Genomic DNA, 25,140 nt, shown 5'->3' with positions numbered 1-25,140 from the left:
CGAGGTGTGCGATGGAGCTTCAAACATGGCTGGCGTTTTTTGCGGCCTGCTGGGTGATCAGCCTTTCCCCCGGTGCTGGCGCCATTGCGTCGATGTCCAGCGGTCTGCAATACGGTTTCTGGCGCGGTTACTGGAACGCCCTCGGCCTGCAAATCGGTCTGGCCGTGCAGATCGCCATTGTCGGCGCCGGTGTTGGCGCGATCCTCACCGCTTCGGCCACGGCCTTCCACGCGATCAAATGGTTCGGTGTCGCTTACCTGGTGTATCTGGCCATCAAGCAATGGCGTGCGCAGCCCATGGACATGAGCGATGACGCAGCGGTACGGCCGATCGGCAAGCCGCTGGCGCTGGTGTTCCGGGGTTTTCTGGTCAACATCAGCAACCCCAAGGCGTTGGTGTTCATGCTTGCGGTGCTGCCGCAGTTCATCAACCCGCATGCGCCGCTGCTGATTCAGTACGTGGTGATCGGCGTGACCATGGTCTGCGTCGACCTGATTGTCATGGCCGGTTACACCGGTCTGGCCTCGAAGGTGTTGCGTCTGTTGCGCACACCGCAGCAGCAGAAACGCATGAACCGCACGTTTGCCGGGCTGTTCATCGGCGCGGCGGCGTTTATGGCGACGTTGCGCAAAGCCGCCGCGTAAATCGCGCAGACACAAAAAAGGCGACCTCGGTGGGTCGCCTTTTTTATTACCTGCGATTTACTCAGCGCAGAATCACCGGCGGCGTATCTGCTGGCAGACTGTTGCGCTGAACCGGCTCGCGGGATGGCTCGTAAATGCCGCCGCCGAGCTGCTGGCTCAATTGCCCGGCGACATCCTCACCCAGGGCCTTGGACACGTCACGGACCACCCGTGGACGGTTCAGCGACACATGGATGTCCCGGCTGTTCACCAGTTTGGTGTCCTGTGCTTCGCCCATGGCAGTGAAGGCCGAGATGATTTCGTAAGTCTTGGTGTTGATCAGGCTGAAATCCGCGACCAGGGTCAGGGCCAGCACCGCCGAGTAGCTGTCGGTGTTCGCCAGCTCGTTCATGTCCTGAGTGAAGTCGATGTCGGACACCGTGCCGAACAGCACATAGTCGGCGCCCTTGTAGCTGCCGGCCTTGATCCGCTTGATCACGTCGTAGACATCGCCCTTGGACGACGCGGTATACGGTTTGCCTTGAATCAGCTGAAACATACCCGTGCGGAGGATTTCGCCCTTGATGTCACCGGTGAACCGGCGCAGCTCGGTCTGCTGGATGTAGCTGTTGGGCGTTTCGTATTCCTCATAGCTCGACGAGCCGCTGGCGCCGTAATAACTCTCCTGGTGATTGCTCTGCGCCGAAATGGTGTGAATGTATTGCTCCACACGTTCTTCGTACGCCAGGTCGGCAACGGCAACTTTCGGGGCCGCCTGCACGCTGAACGCGCAAGCCAGGGTCAACAGGCCAATCCATGTGCGCATCGATCAACGCTCCGTGGTTTTGCGGATTTCTTTTTCGTCCATCCATTCGGCCAGACCGCTTTCGACATCGATCAGTTGCAGGCTGAATTTGTAGAAGACGTCCTTGTAATCGCTGCTGCGCTTGACGATCGAGCTGATCGAACCTTCAAGTCGGTATTTCGCGGCGATCATGTTGCCAGTCTTGGCCACGGTGCTCTTCTTGTACAGGCCGCTCTGGTTTTGCAGCTTGAGCTGATCGATCTGGCTCTGCATCGCGGTGTTGTCGCTGGCGAAGCGGGCCACGCCGGATTTCATCAACTGGGTCTTGATGCTGGTGGTGATTTCGCGGGTATCGATGTACTCGCTGGTCTTGTTCATCACGTCATAGACCTGCACCACCGGGCGTCCTTGCAGCACCCCGGACTGGGCCAGCGAACGGGTCATCGACTCGGCGATCATCTGCAGGTCGGTGGAGCCAAATTCGTTGGTGACGGTTTCAACCGCTCTGGGGTCGCCGTAACTGATGTTGCTGCTGCCCAGGGTTGGCGAGTTGTCGACACAACCGGAGACCAGCAAGGCGAAAACGGCGAGGCAGGAGACGCGTGCAAACATGGCAATGCTCTCTGGAACGAAATGGGGTGTCGGGTTCAAGGCGTCTGCAGTTCCAGACGGAAGTCCACTGCCTTCGGAGTGGGTGCGATGCTCTGGAGGAAGCTGTTCTGTCCGCCGTAGATCAATTGGGGTTTCCAGACTTCATCGTCGGCGACTGGAAAACCTTCGGCGCCGAGCCAGGCGAAACGGTAATAGAAGGTCTTGTTGCGCTTGTCGGTGTTGCTCAATTGCACGCCAACGGTCATGAAGCCGTTTTCCCGGGCCACGCGCATGTTGCCGACCGCAATGTTCTTCAGCTCACCCATGGCCACGACTTTGCTCGCGGCGCTGCCCGGTGCTGGCGGAGGCGGTGGCGGCGTTGCGCAGCCGCTGGCCAACAGGGCGAGGGCGGCAACGGCGATGAGTTTGAAACACATGCAAAGACTCCATTCTTCAGATTTTCCGAGGCGGGCCACAGGGCGCACGCCGATGCTCGGCAGATTGACGGTCTGGCCGGTTTTCTTCAAGCGCCAGCGCCTGTCTATTTCAAGCTCATTGGCGTTGCTGGCGGCGCCACGTAAGCGGTGCCAATGACATAGGCCCATTTGCCGAATGCCCGCAGATTGATGACCTGGTGATCCCGACCAATGCGTACGGTCAGCGCACCATCGGCATTGGGCACGGTGATGGTGTGATTGCCTTTTTTCAGGCGCAGTCGCGCTACCAGGGTTTTGTCGGGCAGAGTGCGCCAGGTGCGGGTGTCAGCCTCTTCGAAGGGATCTTTTGCCGTCACGACCAGTGAGGCCTTGTCGGGGTTTTGCGCGTTGTAATTGGCTTGGCCGATGGCCGCCATGTTGGCGCGGAACCTCGCCGACTCAATGATCTCGGGCATGTCGTCGCGCAAGGTGCGTGTGGCCATGTCTGTGACGCTGTTGATGGCGCTCAAGGGGCGTTTGCGCCCATCGATCTTGATGGAGTCGAAGACCGGCGTGACGGCATCCGGCACCATCACTGGAAAGGAAATCGGCGCATCAATAACCAGGCTTTCATTGAGCTGAATCGGAATCAAAACCTTGACCGACGCGCGGGCGGGGGCCAGGCCGCTTTGCACCACGATCAACACGTCGCTCTCATCAGCCTTCGCCGGCGGCTTGTCGAGATCGCGCAACGCCTGTTCAAGAAAAGGCACATTGGGTCGCAGTTCGATGGCCTGCCGATAACCCGGTGCAGCCAGACCGCGCTCGCCCAGTGCCTCATAAGCAAACCCGGCAAGGTAATGGCTGAACGCACTCTGATAACCGTTCTTCAGTTCGATGACCGAAGGCGCGTCAAGGGTGGCCACGGGGTAGCCGCGCAGATCCTTGTAATGCACCTTGATGCCTTGCGCCTTGGCCTGTTCTTCGACTGCTTCGTACTGGCGCTCGCGCTCGCGGGCGATCAACGCTTCGCGCTCGTGGGTTTTCTTGATATCGGTGCGGGCGCCTTCGAAGTCGTCGACGGACAATTGGTTGAGGGCCATTTGCGTGGTGAGCATGACCTTTTCGTAGTCATAACCGTCGTAGCGCTGCAGTTTGTCATTGACGAACATGACGCCCATTTCGCGATTGAAGCGATTGATGAACTTCATGGGCGCGGAAGGCACGGTGTCTTCGCGCTGGACAATCATCTGGTCGGCACTGCGCCAGGCGATCTGACTGTCAGGCAGCGCATTGCCGAGGCTGAGGACGGCGCCTTTTTCGAAGTAATAGAGCAGATCCTTGGATTCCCACGGGTTGTTCTGCTCGATCAGGAACAGCGCGCCCTCGATGTTGCCCATCATCAGTTGATCGTTGGTCTCCTGCATTTCCAGGTCGTAATTGCGGTAGGCGGCACATCCATTGAGTTGCACAACGAGACTTAACAGCACAGTCAACAGCAGGCAGTGACGCATGACGGTGGCTTCTTCCTTGGGCGTAAAGGGGCTGACGTCGCGCATTATAAGGATCGGTGGTGGCAATGTGCTTGGCTGTTTCTCGATGCCTGTTGGCGTTGAATGCCGACAAAGCTTGAGGGAAACGCCTGCGAAGTGAACAATATGTAACTTCGCATTTCCATTTGAGACCTGTTCATGACTGCCTCGTCCCGATTTCTGGCCTGGCTGGTGTTCCCGCTGTGCGCGCTCAGCAGCTTCAATCTGCTAGCCGATACCGTGGAGGGCGCTCCGCAAGCGCTGCACCTGCTGGATTACATCAGCGCGGATTACCCGCCGACGGTCGCGGCTGGAACAGTCGTCGACGATGCCGAATACCGTGAACAACTGGAGTTCACCCAAGCGCTGCAAGACTTGATCGCGGACATGCCGGCCAAACCTGAAAAGGCCGCGCTGGAACAGGGCGTCAGTGCTTTGCACGATGCCATCACCGCGAAGCAGGACGGTGCGCAAGTCGCCCGTCAGGCGCGGCAACTTGGCGCGCAACTGGCGGTGACGTACGAGGTCAGCCAAGCGCCGATCATCACCCCGGATCCGACCCGTGGCGCGCCGCTTTACGCGCAGAACTGCTCGGTGTGCCACGGCGATAGCGGTGCCGGTGACGGCCCGGCTGGTCTGGGCATGACGCCGGCGCCGGCCAATCTGCGTGACGCTGCGCGGATGGACCATCTGAGCCTTTATGCGATCTACAACACCCTCGGCCAAGGGGTTGAAGGCACCGACATGCCGGCGTTCGCCGATCAGCTCGATGATCGTCAGCGTTGGGATCTGGCGACTTATATCGCCGGGTTCAGCGCCGATGCGGCGGCCGCCAAATCCGAGAAGACTTACAACATCGCCGATCTGGCCCGCCAGACCCCAGCCGAGGTGCAGGCCGCCGAAGGTGTACCAGCCGCCGCGACCTTCCGTGCGCAGCGTGCCCAGCCACCACAGGTCAAGCGTGGCCCGGCGCAGTTGCTCGACTACACCGCTGCGACGCTGGACAAGAGCCTCGCTGCCTACCGCGCCGGTGAGCACGATCAGGCCTACGACCTGTCGGTGGCGGCGTATCTGGAAGGCTTCGAACTGGTCGAGAGTTCGCTGGATAACGTCGATGCCAACGTGCGCAAGGACACTGAGAAGTCGTTGATGGCGTACCGGCAGTCGTTGCAGGACGGTTTGCCGGTCGAGCAGGCCGAGCAGCGTCTTGAAACCGCCAAAGCCAAGCTGAAAGAGTCCGCCGGCCTGCTCGGCAGCGATGGCCTGAGCTGGTCGCTGAGCTACATTTCCGGGCTGTTGATTTTGCTGCGCGAAGGCCTGGAAGCGATTCTGGTATTGGCGGCGATTCTCGCCTTCCTGCGTAATACCGGCCAGCAATCGGCGGTGCGCAGTGTCAACGTCGGCTGGGGATTGGCACTGTTGGCCGGCCTCGGTACGTGGGCGTTGGCCGCGTATGTCATTGATGTCAGCGGCTCGCAACGTGAGTTGCTGGAGGGCGCGACCGCGCTGTTCGCCAGTGTGATGGTGCTGTGGCTCGGCGTGTGGATGCACGACCGCCGTCACGCGGCCGCCTGGCAGGATTACATCAAGAGCAGCCTGGTCGGCGGTGGCGGGCGTTTCGGGTTTGCGATCCTCGCGTTCTTCTCGGTGTACCGCGAGTTGTTCGAGGTGATCCTGTTCTACGAAACCCTGTGGCTGCAGGCCGGCCCGGCCGGGCATGACGCGGTGCTTGCCGGTGGCGCGACGGCGCTGGTGCTGTTGGTCGGTCTGGCGTGGGTCATCTTGCGTGGCTCGGCGAAACTGCCGCTGACGCTGTTCTTCAGCATCAACGCGGCGTTGCTGTGCGCGTTGTCGGTGGTGTTCGCCGGGCATGGCGTGAAAGCGCTGCAGGAAGCCGGCATCTTCGGCACACGGCCAGTGGCGTTTTTTGAGTTCGACTGGCTGGGGATTCACGCCGATGCGTATTCGTTGACGGCGCAGGCCGTGGCGATTCTGGCGATTGTTGTGTTGTATGGGCGCAGTTGGGTGGCTGAGAAGCGGCGGGTCGTCGCTTAACAGCATTCGCTGGGGCTCATAATCGCGGGCAAGCCGCGCTCCCACAGGTTTAGCGTTAACCTGTGGGAGCGTGGTTTGCCCGCGATGCTTTTTGGATGAGGAAACGATGATGCGTGTATGGATCGATGCCGACGCCTGCCCAAGGGCGGCGAAGGATCTGGTGGTGAAGTTTGCGCTCAAGCGCCAGTTCGAAGTGGTGCTGGTGGCCGGGCAGCCGCAGATCAAACCGGGACTGGCCATCGTCAAACTGATCGTGGTGCCGAGCGGGCCGGATGCGGCGGACGATTATCTCGTCGAACACGCGGTGCCGGGTGAACTGGTGATTTGCAGCGACATTCCGCTGGCCGATCGCCTGGTGAAGAAGGGCGTGGCGGCGCTGGATCCGCGCGGCAAGGAGTTCGATGCGCAGAACATGGGCGAGCGGCTGGCAGTGCGCAATCTGTTCACCGACCTGCGCGAACAAGGCCAGATGAGCGGCGGACCCGCGCCGTTCGGCGATCGCGAGAAGCAGGCGTTTGCCAATGCGCTGGACCGGATTCTCACCCGACTGACCCGCAAACCCTGAGCCTTATGATGATCGTTCCCACGCTCCGCGTGGGAATGCATCTTGGGACGCTCTGCGTTCCGGTCTTACCGCAAATGTAACGCCAAAGTGGGCAGGCGCGGAGCGCCAATGGCGGCGTTCCCACGCAGAGCGTGGGAACGATCATATGGGGAGTCAGGCGTCGTTTTCGTGGGTCAGTTCAAGCACGCGGTCGACCAGTTTGTTGATCCCGGAAGCCGCTTCGCTGATGTTCTGCGCGAGCATGTAAGCCGGGGTCGTCACCAGTTTGCGCGCCTTGTCTTCGATGATTTCAGTCACCGCGCAATCTTCGTGGGTCGCGCCCATCTTGTTCATCGCCGTGGCGGTGTCGGCATCGTTGCCAATGGTGCAGGTTACGCCCGGGCCGTAGATCTTCGCGGCCAATGCCGGCGAGATGCACATCAGGCCCACCGGTTTGCCTGCTTCGGCAAACGCCTCGGCCAGCGCCAGTACTTCGGGTTGCACCGTGCAGCCAGCGCCTTCGACGGCAAAGTTGGACAGGTTCTTCGCCGCGCCAAACCCGCCTGGCACGATCAAGGCATCGAAGTCGTCGACGTCGGCCTCGCGGATGTCCTTGATGTTGCCACGGGCAATGCGCGCCGATTCCACCAGCACGTTGCGCGACTCAGGCATTTCTTCGCCGGTCAGGTGGTTGATCACATGCAATTGTGCGATGTTCGGGGCGAAGCACTGCACTTGGGCGCCGCGTTGGTCGAGGCGCAACAGGGTGATCACGCTCTCATGGATCTCGGCGCCGTCGTATACACCACTGCCGGACAGGATCACTGCAACTTTTTTGCTCATGGTTTTCTCTCCAGATTCATGGCGCTAAATGTCCACTAAATTGTCGCGCGTTGCCATAGGGTTAATGGGCGCCTACACCTAGGATCAGTCTTCAAGACTTGAGTCAGGGCGCGTCATGGACTTCATTCTGTTTGCGGTGCCATTTTTCTTCGTATTGATCGCCGTGGAGCTGATTGCTGACCGTTGGCGCGGGGTCAGTAACTATCGCCTCGCCGACGCGGTGAACAGCATCAGCACCGGCGTTTTGTCGACCACCACTGGGTTGCTGACCAAAGGTGTCGGGCTGCTGACGTACGCGTTTGCTCTGGAACATCTGGCATGGCTCAGACTGCCGGCGGACCGCGTCTGGGTCTGGGTGTTTGCCTTCGTCCTCTACGACTTCTGCTACTACTGGCTGCACCGCTTGGGCCATGAGCGCAATATCCTCTGGGCCGCGCATTCGGTGCATCACCAAAGCGAGGAGTACAACCTCTCCACCGCGTTGCGTCAGACCAGCACCGGGTTTTTGCTCAGCTGGATTTTCTACCTGCCGATGGCCGTGCTCGGCGTGCCGTTGCTGGTGTTTGTCAGCGTCGCGGCGCTTAACCTGCTGTATCAATTCTGGGTGCACACCAAACACATTCCCAAGCTTGGCTGGTTCGAGTGGTTTTTCGTCACGCCGTCCAATCATCGGGCTCACCATGCACAGAACGCTCTCTACATGGATCGCAACTACGGCGGGGTGTTCATTATTTGGGATCGGCTGTTCGGCACGTTTCAGGAAGAGGACGATAACGAACCGGTGATTTTCGGCGTGACCACGCCATTGGCGAGCTGGAATCCGTTGTGGGCCAACCTGCAGTTTTATGCGCAGTTGTGGGACGACGCGCGGCGGGCCGAACGCCCGTGGGACAAGCTGCGGATCTGGTTCATGCGCACCGGTTGGCGGCCGGCGGACGTCGCGGCGAAGTACCCGATGCGCAAGCCGGATCTGGCCCGGTTTCGTAAATTCGACGTGCCGCTCGCGCGTCGTCAGCAGGGCTATGTGGCCGTGCAGTTTTGCGTCTACATAGCGCTGGGCAGTTATCTGATGAACCTGGAACGCAGCCTGCCGACGGCCGCGTTATTACTCGGCTGGGGCGCGGTGGCGTTTGGGGTGTTTGCGTTGGGCGTGGCCCTGGAGAATCGCCCGTGGGCGCTGAAGGTCGAGCTGTTGCGGCTGGGGTTGAACGTGCCGCTGCTGTGGCTGGCGCCGCTGGTCGGGCTATGGCCGGCCAGCCCGGTGATGTGGGCGGGCCTGCTCGTGTACAGCCTGCTCAGTGTGGGCGGGCTGCATGTGAGCCGCCAGCGCGTTACTCGGCTGGCGTCTTAGGGTCGGCGGCTTTTGCCTGTTCGGCTTGCTGCAGCTGCAAGGCCTTTGCTGCTTGCTCGTCGGCGTAAACCTGTTTCGCCAGACGGGCATTCTTGAAACGGCGGCGGATCCAGAGGCCGACGCCCAGCACCAGCAACGCACCGAGTACCCACAACTCGTACTTCTTGATGCTGCCGAGCATGCCTTCCAGTACCGCGCCGAAGTGATAAGCGGCGGCGGCCAGGGCGGTGGCCCAGATCGCTGCGCCAATGCCATTCAGCAGCAGATAGCGTCCCGGCGGATAGCCTGACAGGCCGATCGCCACCGGCATCACCGTGCGCAAGCCATAAACGAAGCGGAAACTCAGCACCCAGATGTCCGGATGCTTGCGAATGTGCTCCAGCGCGCGGTCGCCCATCATTTGCCAGCGCGGTTTGCGTGCCAGCAACTTGCGCCCGTGCTTGCGGCCGAGGAAGTACCACAGCTGATCGCCGGCATAGCTGCCGCAGAACGCCACGACCACCACAATATTGATGTCCATGTATCCACGGAACGCGAGGAAGCCCGCGAGCACCAGAATGGTTTCGCCTTCGAAGAACGTGCCGAGGAACAAGGCAAAGTAGCCAAAGTCATGCAGAAATTGTTGGAGCATTGTCTGGGTGCTGGCGAAATGAACGCGCAGCCTAACCCTTCGGACACATTCGTGAAAGTGTCCAAATGTGTCTCGACGTGAACAATTCCTACACTGAGAATGGAATGCGGCTACATGTCGCGGACCTCACACAACTGTAATCTGTTCGTCATAATGGCCGTCTATAACTGTCACGCTCGCCCGTTTGCGCGGGCTCAGGAGTCTGCCGTGAGCTTCACCCAAGCCAACCGTTTGTTCCCTGCAACGCGCCTGCGCCGCAATCGCCGTGATGATTTTTCGCGTCGGCTGGTGCGGGAAAATGTGCTGACGGTCGACGATCTGATCCTGCCAGTGTTCGTGCTTGACGGTGAAAACCGCCGCGAAGCTGTGGCCTCGATGCCCGGCGTAGAGCGCTTGAGCATCGATTTGCTGCTCGAAGAAGCGGCGAAATGGGTCGAATTGGGGATTCCAGCGCTGGCGCTGTTCCCGGTCACTCCTGCCGAATTGAAATCCCTCGACGCTGCCGAAGCGTGGAATCCCGACGGCATTGCCCAGCGCGCTACCCGCGCGCTGCGTGAGCGTTTTCCTGAACTGGGCGTGATCACCGACGTGGCGCTTGATCCGTTCACCACCCACGGGCAGGACGGCATCCTCGACGAAGAAGGCTACGTGCAGAACGACATCACCGTCGACGCACTGGTGCGCCAGGCCTTGTCCCATGCCGAAGCCGGCGCCCAAGTGGTCGCGCCGTCGGACATGATGGACGGTCGCATTCAGGCGATCCGTGAAGCGCTGGAAATCGCCGGCCACGTCAATGTGCGGATCATGGCCTACTCGGCCAAGTACGCCAGCGCCTACTACGGCCCGTTCCGCGATGCGGTAGGTTCGGCCTCGAACCTCGGCAAAGCGAACAAAGCCTCTTATCAGATGGACCCGGCCAACAGCGACGAAGCGTTGCACGAAGTCGGTGCGGACTTGTCTGAAGGCGCGGACATGGTCATGGTCAAACCCGGCATGCCGTATCTGGATATTCTTTTCCGGGTAAAAGATGCCTTCAAAGTGCCGACCTTCGTCTATCAGGTCAGTGGCGAATACGCCATGCAAATGGCAGCGATCCAGAATGGCTGGTTGAGCGAAGCGGTGATTCTTGAATCACTGACCGCCTTTAAACGTGCCGGTGCAGATGGCATCCTGACTTACTTTGCCGTTCGTGCCGCTCAATTGTTACGAGAGCAGAAATAGCCCTCCCAGGAACATTCGATGAATACCGAAGGACTCACTGAAGTTGCCGTAAAAGAAGCTCAACCGGTGGTCGAGCAAATCACTGAAACCCCGCCGGAACTGGAGCCAGCGCCACCCGCGCCGGTGGCCGAAACCGCTGTGGCGGTGCCGGCGATTGCCATTCCGGGTCTGGATGACAGCAGCCTGTACATCCACCGCGAGCTCTCGCAACTGCAATTCAACATCCGCGTGCTGGAACAGGCGCTGGACGAGTCCTATCCGTTGCTGGAGCGGCTGAAGTTCCTGCTGATCTTTTCCAGCAACCTCGACGAATTCTTTGAAATCCGTGTCGCCGGCCTGAAAAAACAGATCACCTTCGCCCGTGAACAGGCTGGTGCTGACGGCTTGCAACCGCATCAAGCGCTGGCGCGCATCAGCGAACTGGTGCACGGTCACGTCGATCGCCAATACGCAATCCTTAACGACATCCTGCTGCCGGAGCTGGAAAAGCATCAGGTGCGCTTCATTCGTCGCCGTAACTGGACGGTCAAGCTCAAGACCTGGGTGCGCCGTTATTTCCGCGACGAGATCGCCCCGATCATCACCCCGATCGGCCTCGACCCGACGCACCCGTTCCCGCTGCTGGTGAACAAGAGCCTGAACTTCATCGTCGAGCTGGAAGGCATCGACGCCTTCGGTCGCGACTCCGGTCTGGCGATCATCCCGGCACCGCGTTTGTTGCCACGGATCATCAAGGTGCCGGAAGAAGTCGGCGGCCCCGGCGACAACTATGTATTCCTGTCGTCGATGATCCACGCCCACGCCGATGACCTGTTCCAGGGCATGAAGGTTAAAGGCTGCTACCAGTTCCGTCTGACCCGAAACGCCGACCTGGCGCTCGACTCCGAAGACGTCGAAGATCTGGCCCGCGCCCTGCGTGGCGAGTTGTTTTCGCGTCGTTACGGCGATGCGGTGCGTCTGGAAGTCGCTGACACCTGTCCGAAACACCTCTCGGACTACTTGCTCAAGCAATTCAACCTGAGCGAGAGCGAGCTGTATCAGGTCAACGGCCCGGTCAACCTGACGCGGTTGTTCAGCATCACCGGTCTGGACAGTCACCCGGAGCTGCAGTACACGCCGTTCACCCCGCAGATCCCGAAACTGCTGCAGAACAGCGAGAACATTTTCAGCGTGGTCAGCAAGCAGGACATCCTCTTGCTGCACCCGTTCGAGTCGTTCACCCCGGTGGTCGACCTGCTGCGTCAGGCCGCCAAAGACCCGCACGTTCTCGCTGTGCGCCAGACCCTGTACCGTTCCGGCGCCAACTCCGAGATCGTCGATGCGCTGGTCGATGCTGCGCGTAACGGCAAGGAAGTGACGGCGGTCATCGAGCTGCGTGCGCGCTTCGACGAAGAGTCCAACCTGCAACTGGCCAGCCGTCTGCAAGCGGCCGGTGCGGTGGTGATCTACGGCGTGGTCGGCTTCAAGACCCACGCCAAGATGATGCTGATCCTGCGTCGCGAAGCCGGCGAGATCGTCCGTTACGCGCACCTCGGCACCGGTAACTACCACGCCGGCAACGCCAAGCTGTACACCGACTACAGCCTGCTGACCTCCGACGACGCCTTGTGCGAAGACGTCGGCAAACTGTTCAGCCAGTTGATCGGCATGGGTAAAACCCTGCGCATGAAGAAGCTGCTGCATGCGCCGTTTACCCTGAAAAAGGGCATGCTCGACATGATCGCGCGCGAGACCCAGTTCGCCGTCGACGGCAAACCGGCGCACATTATCGCCAAGTTCAACTCGCTGACCGATCCGAAGATCATCCGCGCGCTGTACAAGGCCAGCCAGTCCGGCGTGCGCATCGATCTGGTGGTGCGCGGCATGTGCTGCCTGCGTCCGGGCATTGCCGGGGTTTCGCACAACATTCATGTGCGCTCGATCATCGGCCGCTTCCTCGAGCACACCCGAGTGTTCTATTTCCTCAATGGCGGCGACGAGCAGATGTTCCTCTCCAGCGCCGACTGGATGGAGCGCAACCTCGACAAACGCGTCGAGACTTGCTTCCCGGTCGAAGGCAAGAAACTGCTGACCCGCGTGAAGAAAGAGCTGGAGCTGTACCTGACCGACAACACCCACAGCTGGAGCCTGCAGTCGGATGGCCGTTACATCCGCAACACGCCGACCGGCAACCAGAACCCGCGCAGCGCGCAGGCAACGTTGCTGGAGCGGTTGGGCAGCCCGATTTTGCCAGTGAGCAGCTGACCTTCCGCCCAATAAAAAAGGCGATCCCAACGGATCGCCTTTTTTGTACCTGATTCACCGACCTGTAGGGGCTGCCGCAGGCTGCGATCTTTTGATCTTGATCGTAAAAAACAAGATCAAAAGATCGCAGCCTGCGGCAGCTTCTACAGGGGGAGATTTGTACTGTGTCAGTGCACGGTGAGGACGATGCCCACCCGTGTCAGCCAATCCGCCTCAAGGCCGAAATCCGCCTGAGTCAGCTGATTTTCATCCAGCCAGTTCTCCGGGAATTCCACATCGAGGGTGTTGCCTTTCGCATGCAACACCACCTGCGGCATCGCTTGGGTGCCACGAATGTGGTGGAACAGAATCGCAAAGCGCAGCAGCACGCACAGGCGAATCAGCTTGTCGCCGTCGTCACCGAAATCGGCGAACTTGTCCTTGGGAATATTACGGCGATGACCACGCACCAATAGGGCGAGCATCTGTTGGTCTTCGCGGGAGAACCCCGCGAGGTCCGAATGCTCGATCAGATAAGCGCCGTGCTTGTGGTAGTGATAGTGGGCGATGTCGAGGCCGACTTCGTGCACTTTCGCTGCCCAACCGAGGAGTTCGCGCCAGATGCCGTCGTCCAGCTCCCAGTCCGCCGCGACCTGATCGAACGCGTGCAAGGCTTTGCGCTCAACCCGCGCCGCTTGTTGCAGATCAACGTGATAACGCTCCATCAGCGACGTCAGCGTGCGTTCGCGCACGTCTTCGTGGTGATGACGACCGAGCAGGTCGTAGAGCACGCCTTCACGCAGGGCGCCGTCGCAGTGATCCATACGTTGCAGTTCGAGGGCGTCGAAAATGGCCTCGAGAATCGCCAGGCCCGCCGGGAAAATGGTCCGGCGGTCAGGCTTGATGCCTTCAAAATCGATCTTGTCGACGTCGCCAAGCTTGAACAGGCGACGCTTGAGCCAGGCCAGCCCCTCGGCATTGACCTCGCCAGTGCCGTGGCCGCCGGCCTTCAGTGCCAGGCCGATGGCGCGGATGGTGCCCGAGGAGCCGATGGCTTCATCCCAGGTCAGGCGATGCAGAGCGTGTTCGATGCTCATGATCTCCAGCCGCGCCGCCGTGTACGCCTGGGCGTAGCGGGCCGGGGTGATCTTGCCGTCTTTGAAGTAGCGCTGGGTGAAGCTGACGCAGCCCATTTGCAGGCTTTCGCGCAGCAGCGGCTCGAAGCGCTGGCCGATGATGAATTCGGTACTGCCTCCACCGATGTCGGCGACCAGGCGTTTGCCCGGAGTGTCGGCGAGGGTGTGCGAGACGCCGAGGTAGATCAGGCGCGCTTCTTCACGGCCGGAGATGACTTCTACCGGGTGGCCGAGGATTTCTTCGGCGCGGTGAATGAATTCGAGGCGGTTGCGCGCTTCGCGCAGGGCGTTGGTGCCAACGATGCGCACGGCGCCGAGGGGCATGCCGTTGATCAGTTGAGCAAAGCGCTTGAGGCAATCGAGGCCGCGCTGCATCGATTCTTCGTTGAGCTTGCGCTCATCGTCGATGCCGGCCGCCAGCTGAACCTTCTCGCCGAGGCGCTCAAGGATGCGAATTTCGCCGTTCTGGGCCTTGGCCACGACCATGTGAAAGCTGTTGGAGCCCAGGTCGATTGCGGCGATCAGGGACAGATTCTTGGCTTGGGATTGCGGCATGGTCAGGGGGTCTCGGTCGATAACCTCGACATCGTGCCACGATCAAACGCTGGCGCCAACGCGCATGGTTCAAACCGTTGATTCAGCGCAGAAAGTCTTGAGGCCGCAGCCTGATCGTTCCCACGCTCTGCGTGGAAACGATCAGGATGGGGCAGATTCAGGCTGTCGCTTCGACGGTGCCAATAAAATTCGCCAGCTCCGCCGTCTGCGGATTGGCAAACAACACTTTCGGATCCCCCACCTCATGCACCTTGCCGTGGTGCATGAACACCAGTTTGTCGCCGACCTCGCGGGCGAAGCGCATTTCGTGGGTGACCATGATCAGCGTCATGCCTTCCTTGGCCAGTTGCCGCACGACGCTGAGCACTTCATTGACCAGTTCCGGGTCGAGCGCCGAAGTGATCTCATCGCAGAGCAGGACTTTCGGCGACATCGCCAGCGCCCGGGCAATCGCCACGCGTTGTTGCTGACCGCCGGACAAGCGATCCGGAAAAGCATCGAACTTCTCGCCCAGACCCACCCGTTCAAGCATCTCGCGCGCCAGTTCCGCCGCTTTGGCTTTCGGCACTTTCTGCACCACTTGCGGCGCGAGCATGACGTTTTCGCCGACGGTCAGGTGCGGGAACAGATTGAATTGCTGAAAGACCATGCCGACCTTCTGCCGCAAGCTGCGCAGGTCGGCGCGGGCGGCGTCGAGGTATTCGCCGTCGACTTCGATCACGCCGTCGTTGATCGATTCCAGACCATTTAGCGTGCGCAGCAGGGTGGATTTGCCCGAGCCGCTGCGGCCGATGATCGCCACCACCTGGCCTTCCTCGACGCTGAGGTCGATGCCTTTGAGCACGTGGTGATCGCCGTAGTATTTATGCAGGGCGGAAATTCTAAGCAGAGGCATGCAGTCTCCTTTCCAGGTAGCGCGCACTGAGGGACAAGGGGTAGCAGAGCAGGAAGTAGCCGAGGGCAACGAGGCCGTAGACCATGAACGGTTCAAATGTCGCGTTGGCGAGCATGCCGCCGGTTTTGGTCAGCTCGGTGAAGCCGATGATCGAGGTGACGGCGGTGCCTTTGACCACTTGCACCGAGAAACCCACAGTCGGCGCCACGGCAATGCGCAGCGCCTGCGGCAGGATCACGTAGCGCAATTGTTCCAGCGGATTGAGCGCCAGACTCGCCGAGGCTTCCCACTGGCCATTGGAGATTGACTCGACGCAACCGCGCCAGATCTCCGCCAGATAGGCGCTGGTAAACAACGTCAGGGCAATCGCCGCCGCCATCCACGGCGAGATTTCAATCCCGGCCAGTGCCACGCCGAAGAACACCAAAAACAGCTGCATCAACAGCGGCGTGCCTTGGAACAGCTCGATCCAGGTGCGGGCGATGCTGCTCGACACAGGGCTTTTCGAGATGCGCATGATCAGAATCAGCAGCCCGACGACCCCGCCGCCGATAAACGCCACCAGCGACAGCGCCAGCGTCCATTGCAGCCCTATGAGCAGGTTGCGCAGGATGTCCCAGAAGGTGAAGTCGCTCATACGCTGCTCCTGCTGATGTAGCGGCGACCGATCCAGTTGAGCAACTGGCGAATCAGCAGCGCCATGCACAGGTAGATCAGCGTGGTCAGCGCGTAGGTTTCAAAGGCGCGGAAGTTGCGCGACTGAATGAAGTTGGCCGCGAAGCTGAGCTCTTCGGTGGCGATCTGCGAACACACCGCCGAACCGAGCATTACGATGATGATCTGGCTGCTCAGCGCCGGCCAGACCTTGCCTAGCGCTGGCAGCAACACCACGTGGCGGAACGCCTCGAAACGCGTCATCGCCAAGGCTGCTGCGGCTTCCAACTGCCCGCGGGGAATCGCCTGAATGCCGGCACGAATAATCTCGGTCGAATAGGCGCCGAGGTTGATCACCATCGCCAGCACCGCAGCCTGCCACTCGGAAATCTGCACGCCGAGTGACGGCAGGCCAAAGAAGATGAAGAACAACTGCACCAGAAACGGCGTGTTGCGGATCAACTCGACGTAGACACCGAAAATCGCCGAGAACGGGCGGATGTTCCACGCCCGCACCAACGCCCCGACGATGCCTACGCCAACCCCGAGCAGCGCGCCAATGGCCGTCAGCTCAAGGGTGAACAGCGCTCCGCGCAGCAGCAGGTCGGTGTTTTCCACCACCGGCATGAAATCGAACTGATAAGCCATGAAAGTCTCCCGCGCAGTCGATCAGAGATCGGCCGGCAGCGGCTCTTTCAGCCAGATCTGCGAATTCTTTTCCAGCGCGCCGTCAGCCTTGGCGGTGGTCAGGATGTCGTTGACCTTGGCCAGCAGCGCCGCTTCGTTCTTGTTCACGCCAACGTAGACCGGCGAATCCTTGAGCTTCACTTTCAGTGCTGGCACGCGTTTCGGGTTCTTTTCGCTGATCGCGACCATCACCACGTTGCCGCTGGCGATCAGGTCGACTTGCCCGGCGAGGTAGGCGGCGATGGTCGAGTTGTTGTCTTCGAAGCGCTTGATGGTCACGCCTTCAGGGGCGACCTTGGTCAGCTCGATGTCTTCGATGGCGCCACGGGTGACGCTGATGGTTTTGCCCTTGAGGTCGTCGAGGCTGCTGATCGCGGCATCCGGCGGGCCGAACACGGCGAGGTAGAACGGTGCGTAGGCGCGGGAGAAGTCTATGACTTTCTCGCGCTCGGCGTTTTTGCCGAGGCTGGAAATCACCAGATCGACTTTGCCGGTGGTCAGGAACGGGATGCGATTGGTGCTGTTGACCGGGGTCAGCTCTAGTTTGACCTTGAGCTGGTCGGCCAGCAGTTTTGCGGTGTCGATATCGAGGCCGCGAGGCTTCATGTCCGGGCCAACCGAGCCGAACGGCGGGAAGTCCTGTGGCACGGCAACTTTCAGCGTGCCGCGTTTGACCACGTCGTCGAGACCGTCAGCGTGGGCGGAGGCCTGGCACAGCAGCAGGCCGGCAAACAGGGAAGCGAGGAGGGCGCTGTAACGCTTGGTCATGGACAATCTCCGGATCGGCGGGAAGTGAAATCTGCGATCGGACAGAGCATGGGCCGTGCCAATACGCAGCGTTCGTCTCGGCAGGCCGCAGTTTCAGCGGCTTTGTTCGGTCTTACTGGTCTGAACAGTCAGGTTGTTTTTCGCACTGCCATGGCGCATCCGTCGTGCGCGTCGAACCCCGCTGGGGCACGACTTGCCGGACTCGGCGAATAGCTTTACAACTAGCCGCACATTGGCCTGGCGCGTCTGAAAAACATGAACTCGATTTCCCGTGCAGTACCCGAAGTGGCGCTGCAAGCGATCCGCAAACTGATCAGCGAACAGGGCTTCGGCGCGGGCGATGCCTTGCCGTCGCAGCGGGATCTGGCGTTGCAACTGGGCGTGAGCCGGGCGTCGTTGCGTGAGGCGCTGTCGTCGCTGAGTGCGCTGGGTGTGGTCAGTATTCAGCCAGGCAAGGGTGTGTTCGTGCAGGCGCCGGTGGAGTTGTCGCGCGGCGAAAACGCACCGGGCTGGTCATTCGCCGCGCAGGCTTCGCCGCTGGACATCTTTCAATTGCGCTATGCGCTGGAAGGTTTTGCCGCCGGGCTGGCGGCGGTGACCTTGAGTACGTTTGATCTGGATGCACTGGAAGACAACGTCGCGGCCATGCGCGAGCAATTGAAGGCCGGCGACTTTGAAGCGGCAGCGAAGCTCGACTTCGAATTTCACCGACGGATCCTCCTGGCCAGCGGCAATCAGGCGATGTTGAGCATCCTCACCAATAGCGCCGAGATGTTTCTGGAAAGCCAGAAACTACCGTTCATCCGCGCCGAACGTGCCATGGAAACCTGGCAGGAACACCGCAAGATCCTCCGCGCCCTCGCGCGCCGGGCCTCCGGCGCGGCACAGAAAGCCATGCAGGAACACGTGCGCAACGCGGCCCTGCGTACCGGAATCGTCTTCATCGCCCCCGCCACGGCGTGACTTGAGCTATACCCAAACTCATCGAGTGCCATAGCAAGACTCAATCAACTGCGGCTTCCTGAACAAGGGAAGGGCGGCTATGATGGGCCACGTTTTTTTGCTTACAACCTGGAGAATTCCATGAGCAGCGATCTTATCAAGCACGTCACCGACGCTAGCTTCGAGCAGGAAGTTTTGAAAGCCGAGGGTCCAGTGCTGGTCGATTACTGGGCTGAATGGTGTGGCCCATGCAAAATGATCGCTCCAGTTCTGGACGACATTGCAGCTACCTACGAAGGCAAGCTGACCATCGCCAAACTGAACATCGACGAAAACCAGGAAACCCCGGCCAAGCATGGCGTGCGTGGTATCCCGACCTTGATGCTGTTCAAGAACGGTGAAGTCGCTGCGACCAAAGTCGGCGCTCTGTCGAAGTCGCAACTGGCTGCTTTCCTCGACGCCAACATCTAAGCGTCGCTGTAAAGTGCCCGAAAAAAAGCCCCGCAAATAGCGGGGCTTTTTGCGTATTCAGGGCTAGACGCTCCGAAACTCAGGTGGTACATTCGGCCCCGCACTGGTTTCTCCACTGCCCCCTGCTAGCCGTCGCCGACGCACTCCTTTTCGAATAAGTACGCGATCCTGTCGCCTTCTCCGCGGCGCGGCCTCATTAAGCCAAAAGCTTAATTTCCCCCCCTCCATAAATGATTACGTCATTCCTATATGAATCTGACTGAACTCAAGCAAAAGCCGATTACCGAACTGCTCGAATTGGCCGAACAGATGGGCATAGAAAATATGGCCCGTTCGCGCAAGCAGGACGTGATTTTCTCCCTGCTGAAAAAGCACGCTAAAAGCGGCGAGGAAATCTCCGGTGATGGCGTGCTGGAGATTCTCCAGGACGGCTTCGGCTTCCTGCGCTCCGCAGACGCTTCCTACCTTGCCGGCCCAGACGATATCTACGTCTCGCCGAGCCAGATCCGCCGCTTCAACTTGCGCACCGGTGACACCATCGTTGGCAAGATCCGCCCTCCAAAGGAAGGCGAGCGGTATTTCGCCCTGCTCAAGGTCGACACGATCAACTTCGATCGTCCCGAGAACGCGAAAAACAAGATTCTCTTCGAGAACCTGACCCCGCTGTTCCCGACCGTGCGCATGAAGATGGAAGCCGGTAACGGTTCCACCGAAGACTTGACCGGTCGTGTGATCGACCTGTGCGCCCCGATCGGCAAAGGCCAGCGCGGTCTGATCGTTGCACCGCCGAAAGCCGGTAAAACGATCATGTTGCAGAACATCGCAGCGAACATCGCCCGTAACAACCCTGAAGTTCATCTGATCGTGCTGCTGATCGACGAGCGTCCGGAAGAAGTGACCGAAATGCAGCGCACCGTGCGCGGCGAAGTGGTTGCCTCGACTTTCGACGAGCCGCCGACCCGTCACGTACAGGTTGCCGAAATGGTGATCGAGAAGGCCAAGCGCCTGGTCGAACACAAGAAAGACGTGGTGATCCTGCTCGACTCCATCACCCGTCTGGCCCGTGCCTACAACACCGTGATCCCGAGCTCCGGCAAGGTATTGACCGGTGGTGTCGATGCCCACGCTCTCGAGAAGCCAAAGCGTTTCTTCGGTGCGGCACGTAATATCGAAGAAGGCGGCTCGCTGACCATTATCGCCACCGCGCTGGTTGAAACCGGCTCGAAGATGGACGAAGTGATCTACGAAGAGTTCAAGGGTACCGGCAACATGGAACTGCCTCTGGATCGCAAGATCGCCGAGAAGCGCGTGTTCCCGGCGATCAACATCAACCGCTCCGGCACCCGCCGCGAAGAGTTGCTGACTGCCGACGACGAGCTGCAGCGCATGTGGATTCTGCGCAAGCTGCTGCACCCGATGGACGAAGTCGCTGCCATCGAGTTCCTGGTCGACAAGCTGAAAACGACCAAGACCAACGACGAGTTCTTCCTGTCGATGAAACGCAAGTAATACGCAAGCCGCACGAAAAAAGCGCCCGAAAAGGGCGCTTTTTTTTGCCTTGGATTATTTGTATCTGGATTGAAATGGGTGCGACTGATAACTTTCGCGCTCTCAATATTTTGTATCCAGAACGGAAAAGGTTTTCCATGCACACGTTTGGCAATCGCCGTGATATCGACGGATTACGGGCTCTGGCGGTTATACCGGTTGTACTGTTTCATTTCGGATTCAGTACCTTCAGCGGTGGTTTTGTCGGCGTTGACGTGTTTTTCGTTATCTCCGGATTTCTGATCACCAGCATCCTGTTCCGGGAAATCAGCGCACAGCGTTTCAGCTTCGTCGATTTCTGGGCGCGCCGTGCCCGCCGCATCATTCCGGCGCTGACAGTGGTCCTGATCGCGACGTTACTGCTGGGTTGGTTGCTGCTGACAGCCAAGGACTTTTCCGAACTGGGGCGCACCGTGCGCTATCAGTCACTGTTCATCTCCAACATCCTGTTCATGCGCGAGGATGGCTATTTCCAGCCGGCCTCTGACCTGAAACCGCTGCTGCACACCTGGTCGCTGGCGGTGGAGGAGCAGTACTACATCTTCTTTCCGCTGCTGATGGTGGTGCTGATCCGCTACATCCGGCATTGGCGGTGGATGCTGTTCGCCCTGCTGCTTGTCTCGTTCGGCCTGAACATCGGCTACATCGAACGTAAACCAGACTTCACGTTCTTTTCGCTGCCGACCCGGGCCTGGGAACTGCTGTGCGGAGCCATGCTCGCCGTGATGCCGGCGCCGAAACAGGCAGTGCGGCCGTGGCTTTATCAGGCGGTCGGCCTGGCCGGTCTGGCGGCAGTGCTGGTGGCGGTGTTCGGCTTTGACAAAAGCACCGTATTTCCGGGTTGGGCTGCGTTGTTGCCGGTGCTGGGGACAACCGCATTGATCTGGTCGGGCGCACAAGGCCCGAGCCTGACCGCACGCTTGTTGAGCCTGCGCGCATTGGTGTGGGTCGGCTTGCTGTCGTATTCGCTCTATCTGTGGCACTGGCCGGTGTATGTCTATGCCAATGCCATTTCCATCGACGGCATTCAGTCGCTGGAGGCGGTCGGCTGGATTGCCTTGGCGCTGGCGCTGGCGTGGTTGAGCCTGCGCTACGTTGAGTTGCCGTTCCGCGAAAAACGCCTGCTGGCCGGACGCAGGGCGGTGTTGACCGGCGGTTTGATCGCCATCTTCGGGCTGGCCGTCACGGGCTCAGCCATCCGTTCCGCGGACGGTGTCCCCGGGCGCCTGACCGGCAAGGCCCTCGAATATGCGCAGTCACGCGAATGGCGGGCCGGGCAGATGAAATGCATGCTGGTCACGCAGGACAAAACCCTGGACAAGGCCTGTCTTGTTGGCGCCAGCGAAGGTGTCCCGGCCACTCGTTTGTTCTGGGGCGACAGCCACGCCGCGGCCCTGTTGCCGGCAATCGAAAACACCGCCCGTCGCGAAGGGCGCCCGACCTGGCTGTACAGCATGAGTGCCTGCCCGCCGATTCTCAGCGATGAGCCGCGTCCGCGCTGCCGCGACTTCAATGAGCAAACCATGGAGCGCGTGCGCAGTCTGGGGATCAAGGATGTGGTGTTGGCGTCCAACTGGAGCCTGTATGTGTATGGCCGTGAAGATGGCGACAGGAAGGTGCTGCTCAACGCCCATGACGACACGGCTCAATCCGAACAGCGCATGGCGGCGGCGATCAAGGCTCGGGTGGCGGCGCTGCGCGAGGCGGGGGTGCAAGTCTGGCTGTTCAAGGAGGTGCCGCTGCAGCGCAAAGGCATCATCAGCCGCCTGACCAGCCTGGCGCGGATCGGACGCTCGGCAGAAGGCCTGGGGCGTCCGCTCGAAGAGCATCTGGCTCGCCAGCATTTCCTCAGCGATCTGTTTGCGTCCATGAGCGCGGCGGATCCGGGCGTGCACGTCATCGACCCGACGCCACTGATGTGTGCTGGTGGCGTTTGCAGCATCGAGGTCAACGGCCATTCGCAATACAAGGACGAAGATCACTTGTCGGACGTGGGCAGCGCGCGCTTGAGCCCGTTGTTTGCGCCGGTTTTGCTGGGCACGAGCCAAAACTGAGCAATGCCGGGCACTGACGGGTGCTGTTTGCCCGTCAGAGCAGGTAGGATGTACGCCTATTTTGAGGGTGCCATCGTCAATGAAATTCAAGGATCTTCGGGATTTCGTGCAGCAGCTTGAGCAGCGCGGAGAGTTGAAACGCATCCAGATTCCCGTCTCGCCGGTGCTGGAAATGACCGAGGTTTGCGACCGCACGCTGCGGGCCAAAGGCCCTGCGCTGCTGTTCGAAAAGCCCACCGGCTATGACATCCCGGTGCTCGGCAACCTGTTCGGCACCCCCGAACGAGTGGCCATGGGCATGGGCGCCGAGTCAGTCAGCGAGCTGCGCGAAATCGGTAAGCTGCTGGCGTTCCTCAAGGAACCCGAGCCGCCGAAGGGCTTGAAAGATGCGTGGTCGAAGCTGCCGATCTTCCGCAAGATCATCTCGATGGCGCCGAAAGTCGTCAAAGACGCGGTGTGCCAGGAAGTGGTCATTGAGGGCGACGACGTCGACCTGGCGATGCTGCCGGTGCAGACCTGCTGGCCCGGCGACGTCGGCCCGCTTATCACCTGGGGCCTGACCGTCACCAAAGGCCCGAACAAGGAACGCCAGAACCTCGGTATCTACCGTCAGCAAGTGATCGGTCGCAACAAGGTGATCATGCGCTGGCTCAGCCACCGTGGCGGTGCGCTGGACTTCCGCGAGTGGTGCGAGAAACATCCGGGGCAGCCGTTCCCGGTGTCCGTGGCCCTCGGCGCGGATCCGGCGACCATCCTCGGCGCCGTGACGCCGGTGCCTGACAGCCTCTCCGAATACGCTTTCGCCGGTCTTTTGCGCGGCAACCGTACCGAACTGGTCAAGTGCCGTGGCAACGACCTTCAGGTGCCGGCCACCGCCGAGATCATCCTCGAAGGCGTGATCCATCCGGGCGAAATGGCCGATGAAGGCCCGTACGGCGACCACACCGGTTACTACAACGAAGTCGACAGCTTCCCGGTGTTCACCGTCGAGCGCATCACCCACCGGATCAAACCGATCTACCACAGCACCTACACCGGACGTCCGCCGGATGAACCGGCGATCCTCGGCGTGGCGCTGAACGAAGTGTTCGTGCCGATCCTGCAGAAGCAGTTCCCGGAAATCACCGACTTCTACCTGCCGCCGGAAGGCTGCTCGTACCGCATGGCCATTGTGACCATGAAGAAGTCGTATCCGGGGCATGCCAAGCGCGTGATGCTCGGTGTCTGGTCGTTTTTGCGACAGTTCATGTACACCAAATTCGTTATCGTCACCGACGACGATATCAACGCCCGCGACTGGAACGACGTGATCTGGGCCATCACCACGCGCATGGATCCCAAGCGCGACACGGTGATGATCGATAACACGCCGATCGACTACCTCGACTTCGCCTCGCCGATCTCCGGCCTGGGTTCGAAAATGGGCCTCGATGCCACCCACAAATGGCCGGGCGAAACCACTCGCGAGTGGGGCCGCGTGATCGTCAAGGACGACGCCGTCACCCAACGGATCGATGCCATCTGGAATCAGTTAGGAATAGATTGATGCGTGTAACCCTGCAGCCCTCCGGAGCAGTGCTCGAGATACAGCCCGGTGAGCGGATTCTCGATGGTGCGCGGCGCCTGGGCTACGAATGCCCGCAAAGCTGCCGCAACGGCAATTGTCACGTGTGTGCGGCGCTGCTGGTTGAGGGCCGCGTCGCCCAGGAAGGCAAGGTGCACGACCACGGCGAGTTCTACACTTGCATAGCCGAGCCGCTGGAAGACTGCATCCTGCTGTGGGATGGCGTGCTCGCGCTGGGAGAACTGCCGGTGCGTAGCTTGTCGTGTCAGGTCATCGAATGCCGCGACGTCGGCGGCGACACCTGGCGCGTGCGTCTGCGTGCGCCGGCCGGCAAGCCACCGCGTTATCACGCTGGACAGTATTTGATGATCGAACGCGAGAGCGGCGAGAAATCGGCGTTCTCCATGGCCTCGGCACCGCACGGTGGGCGTGATCTGGAAATCCATGTGCTGGCGCGCGAAGCCAGTGCACTGAGCCTGATCGAACAGCTGCAACGCAACGCGATGGTGCGCGTCGAGCTGCCGTTCGGCGACACCCATCTGGCCGAGTTGCCTGACGGGCCGCTGGTGCTGGTTGCCGCTGGCACCGGGATGGGCCAGATTCACGCGCTGATCGAACACTGCCGCGCCAATGGCTTCAAACATCCCGTGCATCTGTACTGGGGCGTGCGTCGTCCGGAAGATTTCTATGAGATCGAACACTGGGACGAATGGCTGAAGCTGCCCAACCTGTTCCTGCACAAGGTCGTCAGCGATCAATGCGGCTGGGAAGGGCGCTGCGGCATGCTGCACGAGGCGGTCTGTGAAGACTTCCCCGATTTGAAGCCTTTGCACGTCTACGCCAGCGGCTCGCCGGCCATGGTTTATGGCACGCTGGACGCATTGGTCGAAGCGGGGATGGACGCCCATCAAATGCGCGCCGATGTGTTCGCCTACGCCCCACGTTCCTGAATCCGTTATAACTCTCTATATAGCCGATCGGTATTTATGTAATTGCATAAATACCGCTAGGTTATATATCAATCAGGCAAT

Annotated in this window: 23 protein-coding genes; 12 read left to right on the top strand and 11 right to left on the bottom strand. The window is 60.3% G+C overall.

From position 1 onward, the window contains the following. Positions 1-11 precede the first annotated feature (11 nt). Positions 12-644, top strand: coding sequence for a homoserine/homoserine lactone efflux protein (rhtB, locus tag AC3Y64_RS27065; protein ID WP_053124937.1), 633 nt, complete (start codon positions 12-14; stop codon positions 642-644). A 61-nt stretch (positions 645-705) separates the two neighbouring features. On the opposite strand, the gene AC3Y64_RS27060 is transcribed toward rhtB, so the two are convergent. The 4 genes from AC3Y64_RS27060 to AC3Y64_RS27045 all read right to left on the bottom strand — a co-directional run bounded on the left by AC3Y64_RS27060 (position 706) and on the right by AC3Y64_RS27045 (position 3,949). Beyond that, a complete protein-coding gene (locus AC3Y64_RS27060; protein ID WP_489985830.1) occupies positions 706-1,449 on the bottom strand; it encodes a penicillin-binding protein activator LpoB in 744 nt (247 codons plus the stop codon). A 3-nt stretch (positions 1,450-1,452) separates the two neighbouring features. Continuing rightward, the gene (lpoB, locus tag AC3Y64_RS27055) at positions 1,453-2,040 is read right to left on the bottom strand and encodes a penicillin-binding protein activator LpoB (RefSeq protein WP_064389507.1); all 588 of its coding nucleotides are present in this window, start codon (positions 2,038-2,040) and stop codon (positions 1,453-1,455) included. A gap of 35 nt (positions 2,041-2,075) precedes the next feature. After that, complete coding sequence (locus AC3Y64_RS27050) at positions 2,076-2,456, bottom strand: YcfL family putative periplasmic lipoprotein (protein ID WP_489985829.1); 381 nt, start codon at positions 2,454-2,456, stop codon at positions 2,076-2,078. A gap of 104 nt (positions 2,457-2,560) precedes the next feature. Continuing rightward, the gene (locus tag AC3Y64_RS27045) at positions 2,561-3,949 is read right to left on the bottom strand and encodes a COG3014 family protein (protein ID WP_489988035.1); all 1,389 of its coding nucleotides are present in this window, start codon (positions 3,947-3,949) and stop codon (positions 2,561-2,563) included. Positions 3,950-4,126: 177 nt separating this feature from the next. Here AC3Y64_RS27045 and AC3Y64_RS27040 point away from each other — a divergent pair, with 177 nt between their 5' ends. Together AC3Y64_RS27040 and AC3Y64_RS27035 are read left to right on the top strand one after the other, a co-directional pair. Then, the gene (locus tag AC3Y64_RS27040) at positions 4,127-6,022 is read left to right on the top strand and encodes an FTR1 family protein (RefSeq protein ID WP_489985828.1); all 1,896 of its coding nucleotides are present in this window, start codon (positions 4,127-4,129) and stop codon (positions 6,020-6,022) included. Between the two features lie 109 nt (positions 6,023-6,131). Further along, positions 6,132-6,587: a YaiI/YqxD family protein gene (locus AC3Y64_RS27035; RefSeq protein ID WP_007911138.1), complete on the top strand. Its 456-nt coding sequence runs from the start codon at positions 6,132-6,134 to the stop codon at positions 6,585-6,587. A gap of 153 nt (positions 6,588-6,740) precedes the next feature. Here AC3Y64_RS27035 and elbB read toward each other — a convergent pair whose 3' ends face one another. Further along, positions 6,741-7,409 (bottom strand): isoprenoid biosynthesis glyoxalase ElbB, encoded by a 669-nt coding sequence (gene elbB, locus AC3Y64_RS27030; protein ID WP_016985900.1) that lies wholly within the window; start codon positions 7,407-7,409, stop codon positions 6,741-6,743. Positions 7,410-7,524: 115 nt separating this feature from the next. Between elbB and AC3Y64_RS27025 the strand changes: the two genes are divergently transcribed. Further along, positions 7,525-8,760, top strand: a complete 1,236-nt coding sequence (locus AC3Y64_RS27025; protein WP_489985827.1) for a sterol desaturase family protein — start codon at positions 7,525-7,527, stop codon at positions 8,758-8,760. On the opposite strand, the gene AC3Y64_RS27020 is transcribed toward AC3Y64_RS27025, so the two are convergent. Continuing rightward, positions 8,741-9,391, bottom strand: coding sequence for a DedA family protein (locus AC3Y64_RS27020; RefSeq protein ID WP_489985826.1), 651 nt, complete (start codon positions 9,389-9,391; stop codon positions 8,741-8,743). The genes AC3Y64_RS27025 and AC3Y64_RS27020 overlap by 20 nt on opposite strands. 207 nt (positions 9,392-9,598) lie before the next feature. Between AC3Y64_RS27020 and hemB the strand changes: the two genes are divergently transcribed. Together hemB and ppk1 are read left to right on the top strand one after the other, a co-directional pair. Next, complete coding sequence (hemB, locus tag AC3Y64_RS27015; RefSeq protein ID WP_489985825.1) at positions 9,599-10,612, top strand: porphobilinogen synthase; 1,014 nt, start codon at positions 9,599-9,601, stop codon at positions 10,610-10,612. A gap of 18 nt (positions 10,613-10,630) precedes the next feature. After that, the gene (ppk1, locus tag AC3Y64_RS27010) at positions 10,631-12,856 is read left to right on the top strand and encodes a polyphosphate kinase 1 (RefSeq protein ID WP_489985824.1); all 2,226 of its coding nucleotides are present in this window, start codon (positions 10,631-10,633) and stop codon (positions 12,854-12,856) included. Between the two features lie 167 nt (positions 12,857-13,023). Here ppk1 and ppx read toward each other — a convergent pair whose 3' ends face one another. The 5 genes from ppx to AC3Y64_RS26985 form a co-directional block, all read right to left on the bottom strand. After that, positions 13,024-14,526 carry an exopolyphosphatase gene (gene ppx / locus AC3Y64_RS27005; RefSeq protein WP_158954949.1) on the bottom strand — a complete coding sequence of 501 codons (1,503 nt, stop codon included), beginning with the start codon at positions 14,524-14,526 and terminating at the stop codon, positions 13,024-13,026. 157 nt (positions 14,527-14,683) lie between these two features. Beyond that, the gene (locus AC3Y64_RS27000; protein ID WP_007911148.1) at positions 14,684-15,421 is read right to left on the bottom strand and encodes an amino acid ABC transporter ATP-binding protein; all 738 of its coding nucleotides are present in this window, start codon (positions 15,419-15,421) and stop codon (positions 14,684-14,686) included. Beyond that, entirely contained in the window at positions 15,408-16,058 is a 651-nt protein-coding gene (locus AC3Y64_RS26995) for an amino acid ABC transporter permease (RefSeq protein WP_489985823.1), read from the bottom strand. Before AC3Y64_RS26995 ends, AC3Y64_RS27000 begins: the two co-directional genes overlap by 14 nt. Beyond that, a complete protein-coding gene (locus AC3Y64_RS26990; RefSeq protein ID WP_158954953.1) occupies positions 16,055-16,723 on the bottom strand; it encodes an amino acid ABC transporter permease in 669 nt (222 codons plus the stop codon). The genes AC3Y64_RS26995 and AC3Y64_RS26990 overlap by 4 nt, the downstream gene beginning before the upstream one ends. Before the next feature lie 21 nt (positions 16,724-16,744). Further along, positions 16,745-17,530 carry a transporter substrate-binding domain-containing protein gene (locus tag AC3Y64_RS26985; RefSeq protein WP_489985822.1) on the bottom strand — a complete coding sequence of 262 codons (786 nt, stop codon included), beginning with the start codon at positions 17,528-17,530 and terminating at the stop codon, positions 16,745-16,747. A 255-nt stretch (positions 17,531-17,785) separates the two neighbouring features. On the opposite strand from AC3Y64_RS26985, the gene AC3Y64_RS26980 reads away from it, so the two are divergent. The 6 genes from AC3Y64_RS26980 (at position 17,786) to AC3Y64_RS26955 (ending at position 25,059) form a co-directional block, all read left to right on the top strand. Next, entirely contained in the window at positions 17,786-18,493 is a 708-nt protein-coding gene (locus AC3Y64_RS26980; RefSeq protein ID WP_489985821.1) for a FadR/GntR family transcriptional regulator, read from the top strand. Between the two features lie 120 nt (positions 18,494-18,613). Continuing rightward, positions 18,614-18,943 (top strand): thioredoxin TrxA, encoded by a 330-nt coding sequence (trxA, locus tag AC3Y64_RS26975; protein WP_158954959.1) that lies wholly within the window; start codon positions 18,614-18,616, stop codon positions 18,941-18,943. Between the two features lie 249 nt (positions 18,944-19,192). Continuing rightward, positions 19,193-20,452 carry a transcription termination factor Rho gene (gene rho / locus AC3Y64_RS26970; RefSeq protein WP_003229334.1) on the top strand — a complete coding sequence of 420 codons (1,260 nt, stop codon included), beginning with the start codon at positions 19,193-19,195 and terminating at the stop codon, positions 20,450-20,452. A 137-nt stretch (positions 20,453-20,589) separates the two neighbouring features. Beyond that, positions 20,590-22,545, top strand: coding sequence for an acyltransferase family protein (locus tag AC3Y64_RS26965; protein ID WP_489985820.1), 1,956 nt, complete (start codon positions 20,590-20,592; stop codon positions 22,543-22,545). A gap of 79 nt (positions 22,546-22,624) precedes the next feature. Next, the gene (ubiD, locus tag AC3Y64_RS26960) at positions 22,625-24,091 is read left to right on the top strand and encodes a 4-hydroxy-3-polyprenylbenzoate decarboxylase (protein ID WP_008081413.1); all 1,467 of its coding nucleotides are present in this window, start codon (positions 22,625-22,627) and stop codon (positions 24,089-24,091) included. Further along, a complete protein-coding gene (locus AC3Y64_RS26955; RefSeq protein ID WP_489985819.1) occupies positions 24,091-25,059 on the top strand; it encodes a CDP-6-deoxy-delta-3,4-glucoseen reductase in 969 nt (322 codons plus the stop codon). The genes ubiD and AC3Y64_RS26955 overlap by 1 nt, the downstream gene beginning before the upstream one ends. Positions 25,060-25,140: the final 81 nt, after the last annotated feature.

The organism is Pseudomonas sp. 4CAES_32.4 (assembly GCF_058136335.1).
The sequence above is the reverse complement of the archived record's forward strand: the minus strand, read 5'-3'. Positions and strand labels throughout refer to the sequence as shown.

Bases quoted from the DNA above. Each gene is read 5' to 3' on its own strand.
- rhtB (WP_053124937.1), top strand. From the start codon at position 12: ATGGAGCTTCAAACATGGCTGGCGTTTTTTGCGGCCTGCTGGGTGATC.
- AC3Y64_RS27060 (WP_489985830.1), bottom strand. From the start codon at position 1,449: ATGCGCACATGGATTGGCCTGTTGACCCTGGCTTGCGCGTTCAGCGTG.
- lpoB (WP_064389507.1), bottom strand. From the start codon at position 2,040: ATGTTTGCACGCGTCTCCTGCCTCGCCGTTTTCGCCTTGCTGGTCTCC.
- AC3Y64_RS27050 (WP_489985829.1), bottom strand. From the start codon at position 2,456: ATGTGTTTCAAACTCATCGCCGTTGCCGCCCTCGCCCTGTTGGCCAGC.
- AC3Y64_RS27045 (WP_489988035.1), bottom strand. From the start codon at position 3,949: ATGCGTCACTGCCTGCTGTTGACTGTGCTGTTAAGTCTCGTTGTGCAA.
- AC3Y64_RS27040 (WP_489985828.1), top strand. From the start codon at position 4,127: ATGACTGCCTCGTCCCGATTTCTGGCCTGGCTGGTGTTCCCGCTGTGC.
- AC3Y64_RS27035 (WP_007911138.1), top strand. From the start codon at position 6,132: ATGCGTGTATGGATCGATGCCGACGCCTGCCCAAGGGCGGCGAAGGAT.
- elbB (WP_016985900.1), bottom strand. From the start codon at position 7,409: ATGAGCAAAAAAGTTGCAGTGATCCTGTCCGGCAGTGGTGTATACGAC.
- AC3Y64_RS27025 (WP_489985827.1), top strand. From the start codon at position 7,525: ATGGACTTCATTCTGTTTGCGGTGCCATTTTTCTTCGTATTGATCGCC.
- AC3Y64_RS27020 (WP_489985826.1), bottom strand. From the start codon at position 9,391: ATGCTCCAACAATTTCTGCATGACTTTGGCTACTTTGCCTTGTTCCTC.
- ppk1 (WP_489985824.1), top strand. From the start codon at position 10,631: ATGAATACCGAAGGACTCACTGAAGTTGCCGTAAAAGAAGCTCAACCG.
- ppx (WP_158954949.1), bottom strand. From the start codon at position 14,526: ATGCCGCAATCCCAAGCCAAGAATCTGTCCCTGATCGCCGCAATCGAC.
- AC3Y64_RS27000 (WP_007911148.1), bottom strand. From the start codon at position 15,421: ATGCCTCTGCTTAGAATTTCCGCCCTGCATAAATACTACGGCGATCAC.
- AC3Y64_RS26995 (WP_489985823.1), bottom strand. From the start codon at position 16,058: ATGAGCGACTTCACCTTCTGGGACATCCTGCGCAACCTGCTCATAGGG.
- AC3Y64_RS26990 (WP_158954953.1), bottom strand. From the start codon at position 16,723: ATGGCTTATCAGTTCGATTTCATGCCGGTGGTGGAAAACACCGACCTG.
- AC3Y64_RS26985 (WP_489985822.1), bottom strand. From the start codon at position 17,530: ATGACCAAGCGTTACAGCGCCCTCCTCGCTTCCCTGTTTGCCGGCCTG.
- AC3Y64_RS26980 (WP_489985821.1), top strand. From the start codon at position 17,786: ATGAACTCGATTTCCCGTGCAGTACCCGAAGTGGCGCTGCAAGCGATC.
- trxA (WP_158954959.1), top strand. From the start codon at position 18,614: ATGAGCAGCGATCTTATCAAGCACGTCACCGACGCTAGCTTCGAGCAG.
- rho (WP_003229334.1), top strand. From the start codon at position 19,193: ATGAATCTGACTGAACTCAAGCAAAAGCCGATTACCGAACTGCTCGAA.
- AC3Y64_RS26965 (WP_489985820.1), top strand. From the start codon at position 20,590: ATGCACACGTTTGGCAATCGCCGTGATATCGACGGATTACGGGCTCTG.
- ubiD (WP_008081413.1), top strand. From the start codon at position 22,625: ATGAAATTCAAGGATCTTCGGGATTTCGTGCAGCAGCTTGAGCAGCGC.
- AC3Y64_RS26955 (WP_489985819.1), top strand. From the start codon at position 24,091: ATGCGTGTAACCCTGCAGCCCTCCGGAGCAGTGCTCGAGATACAGCCC.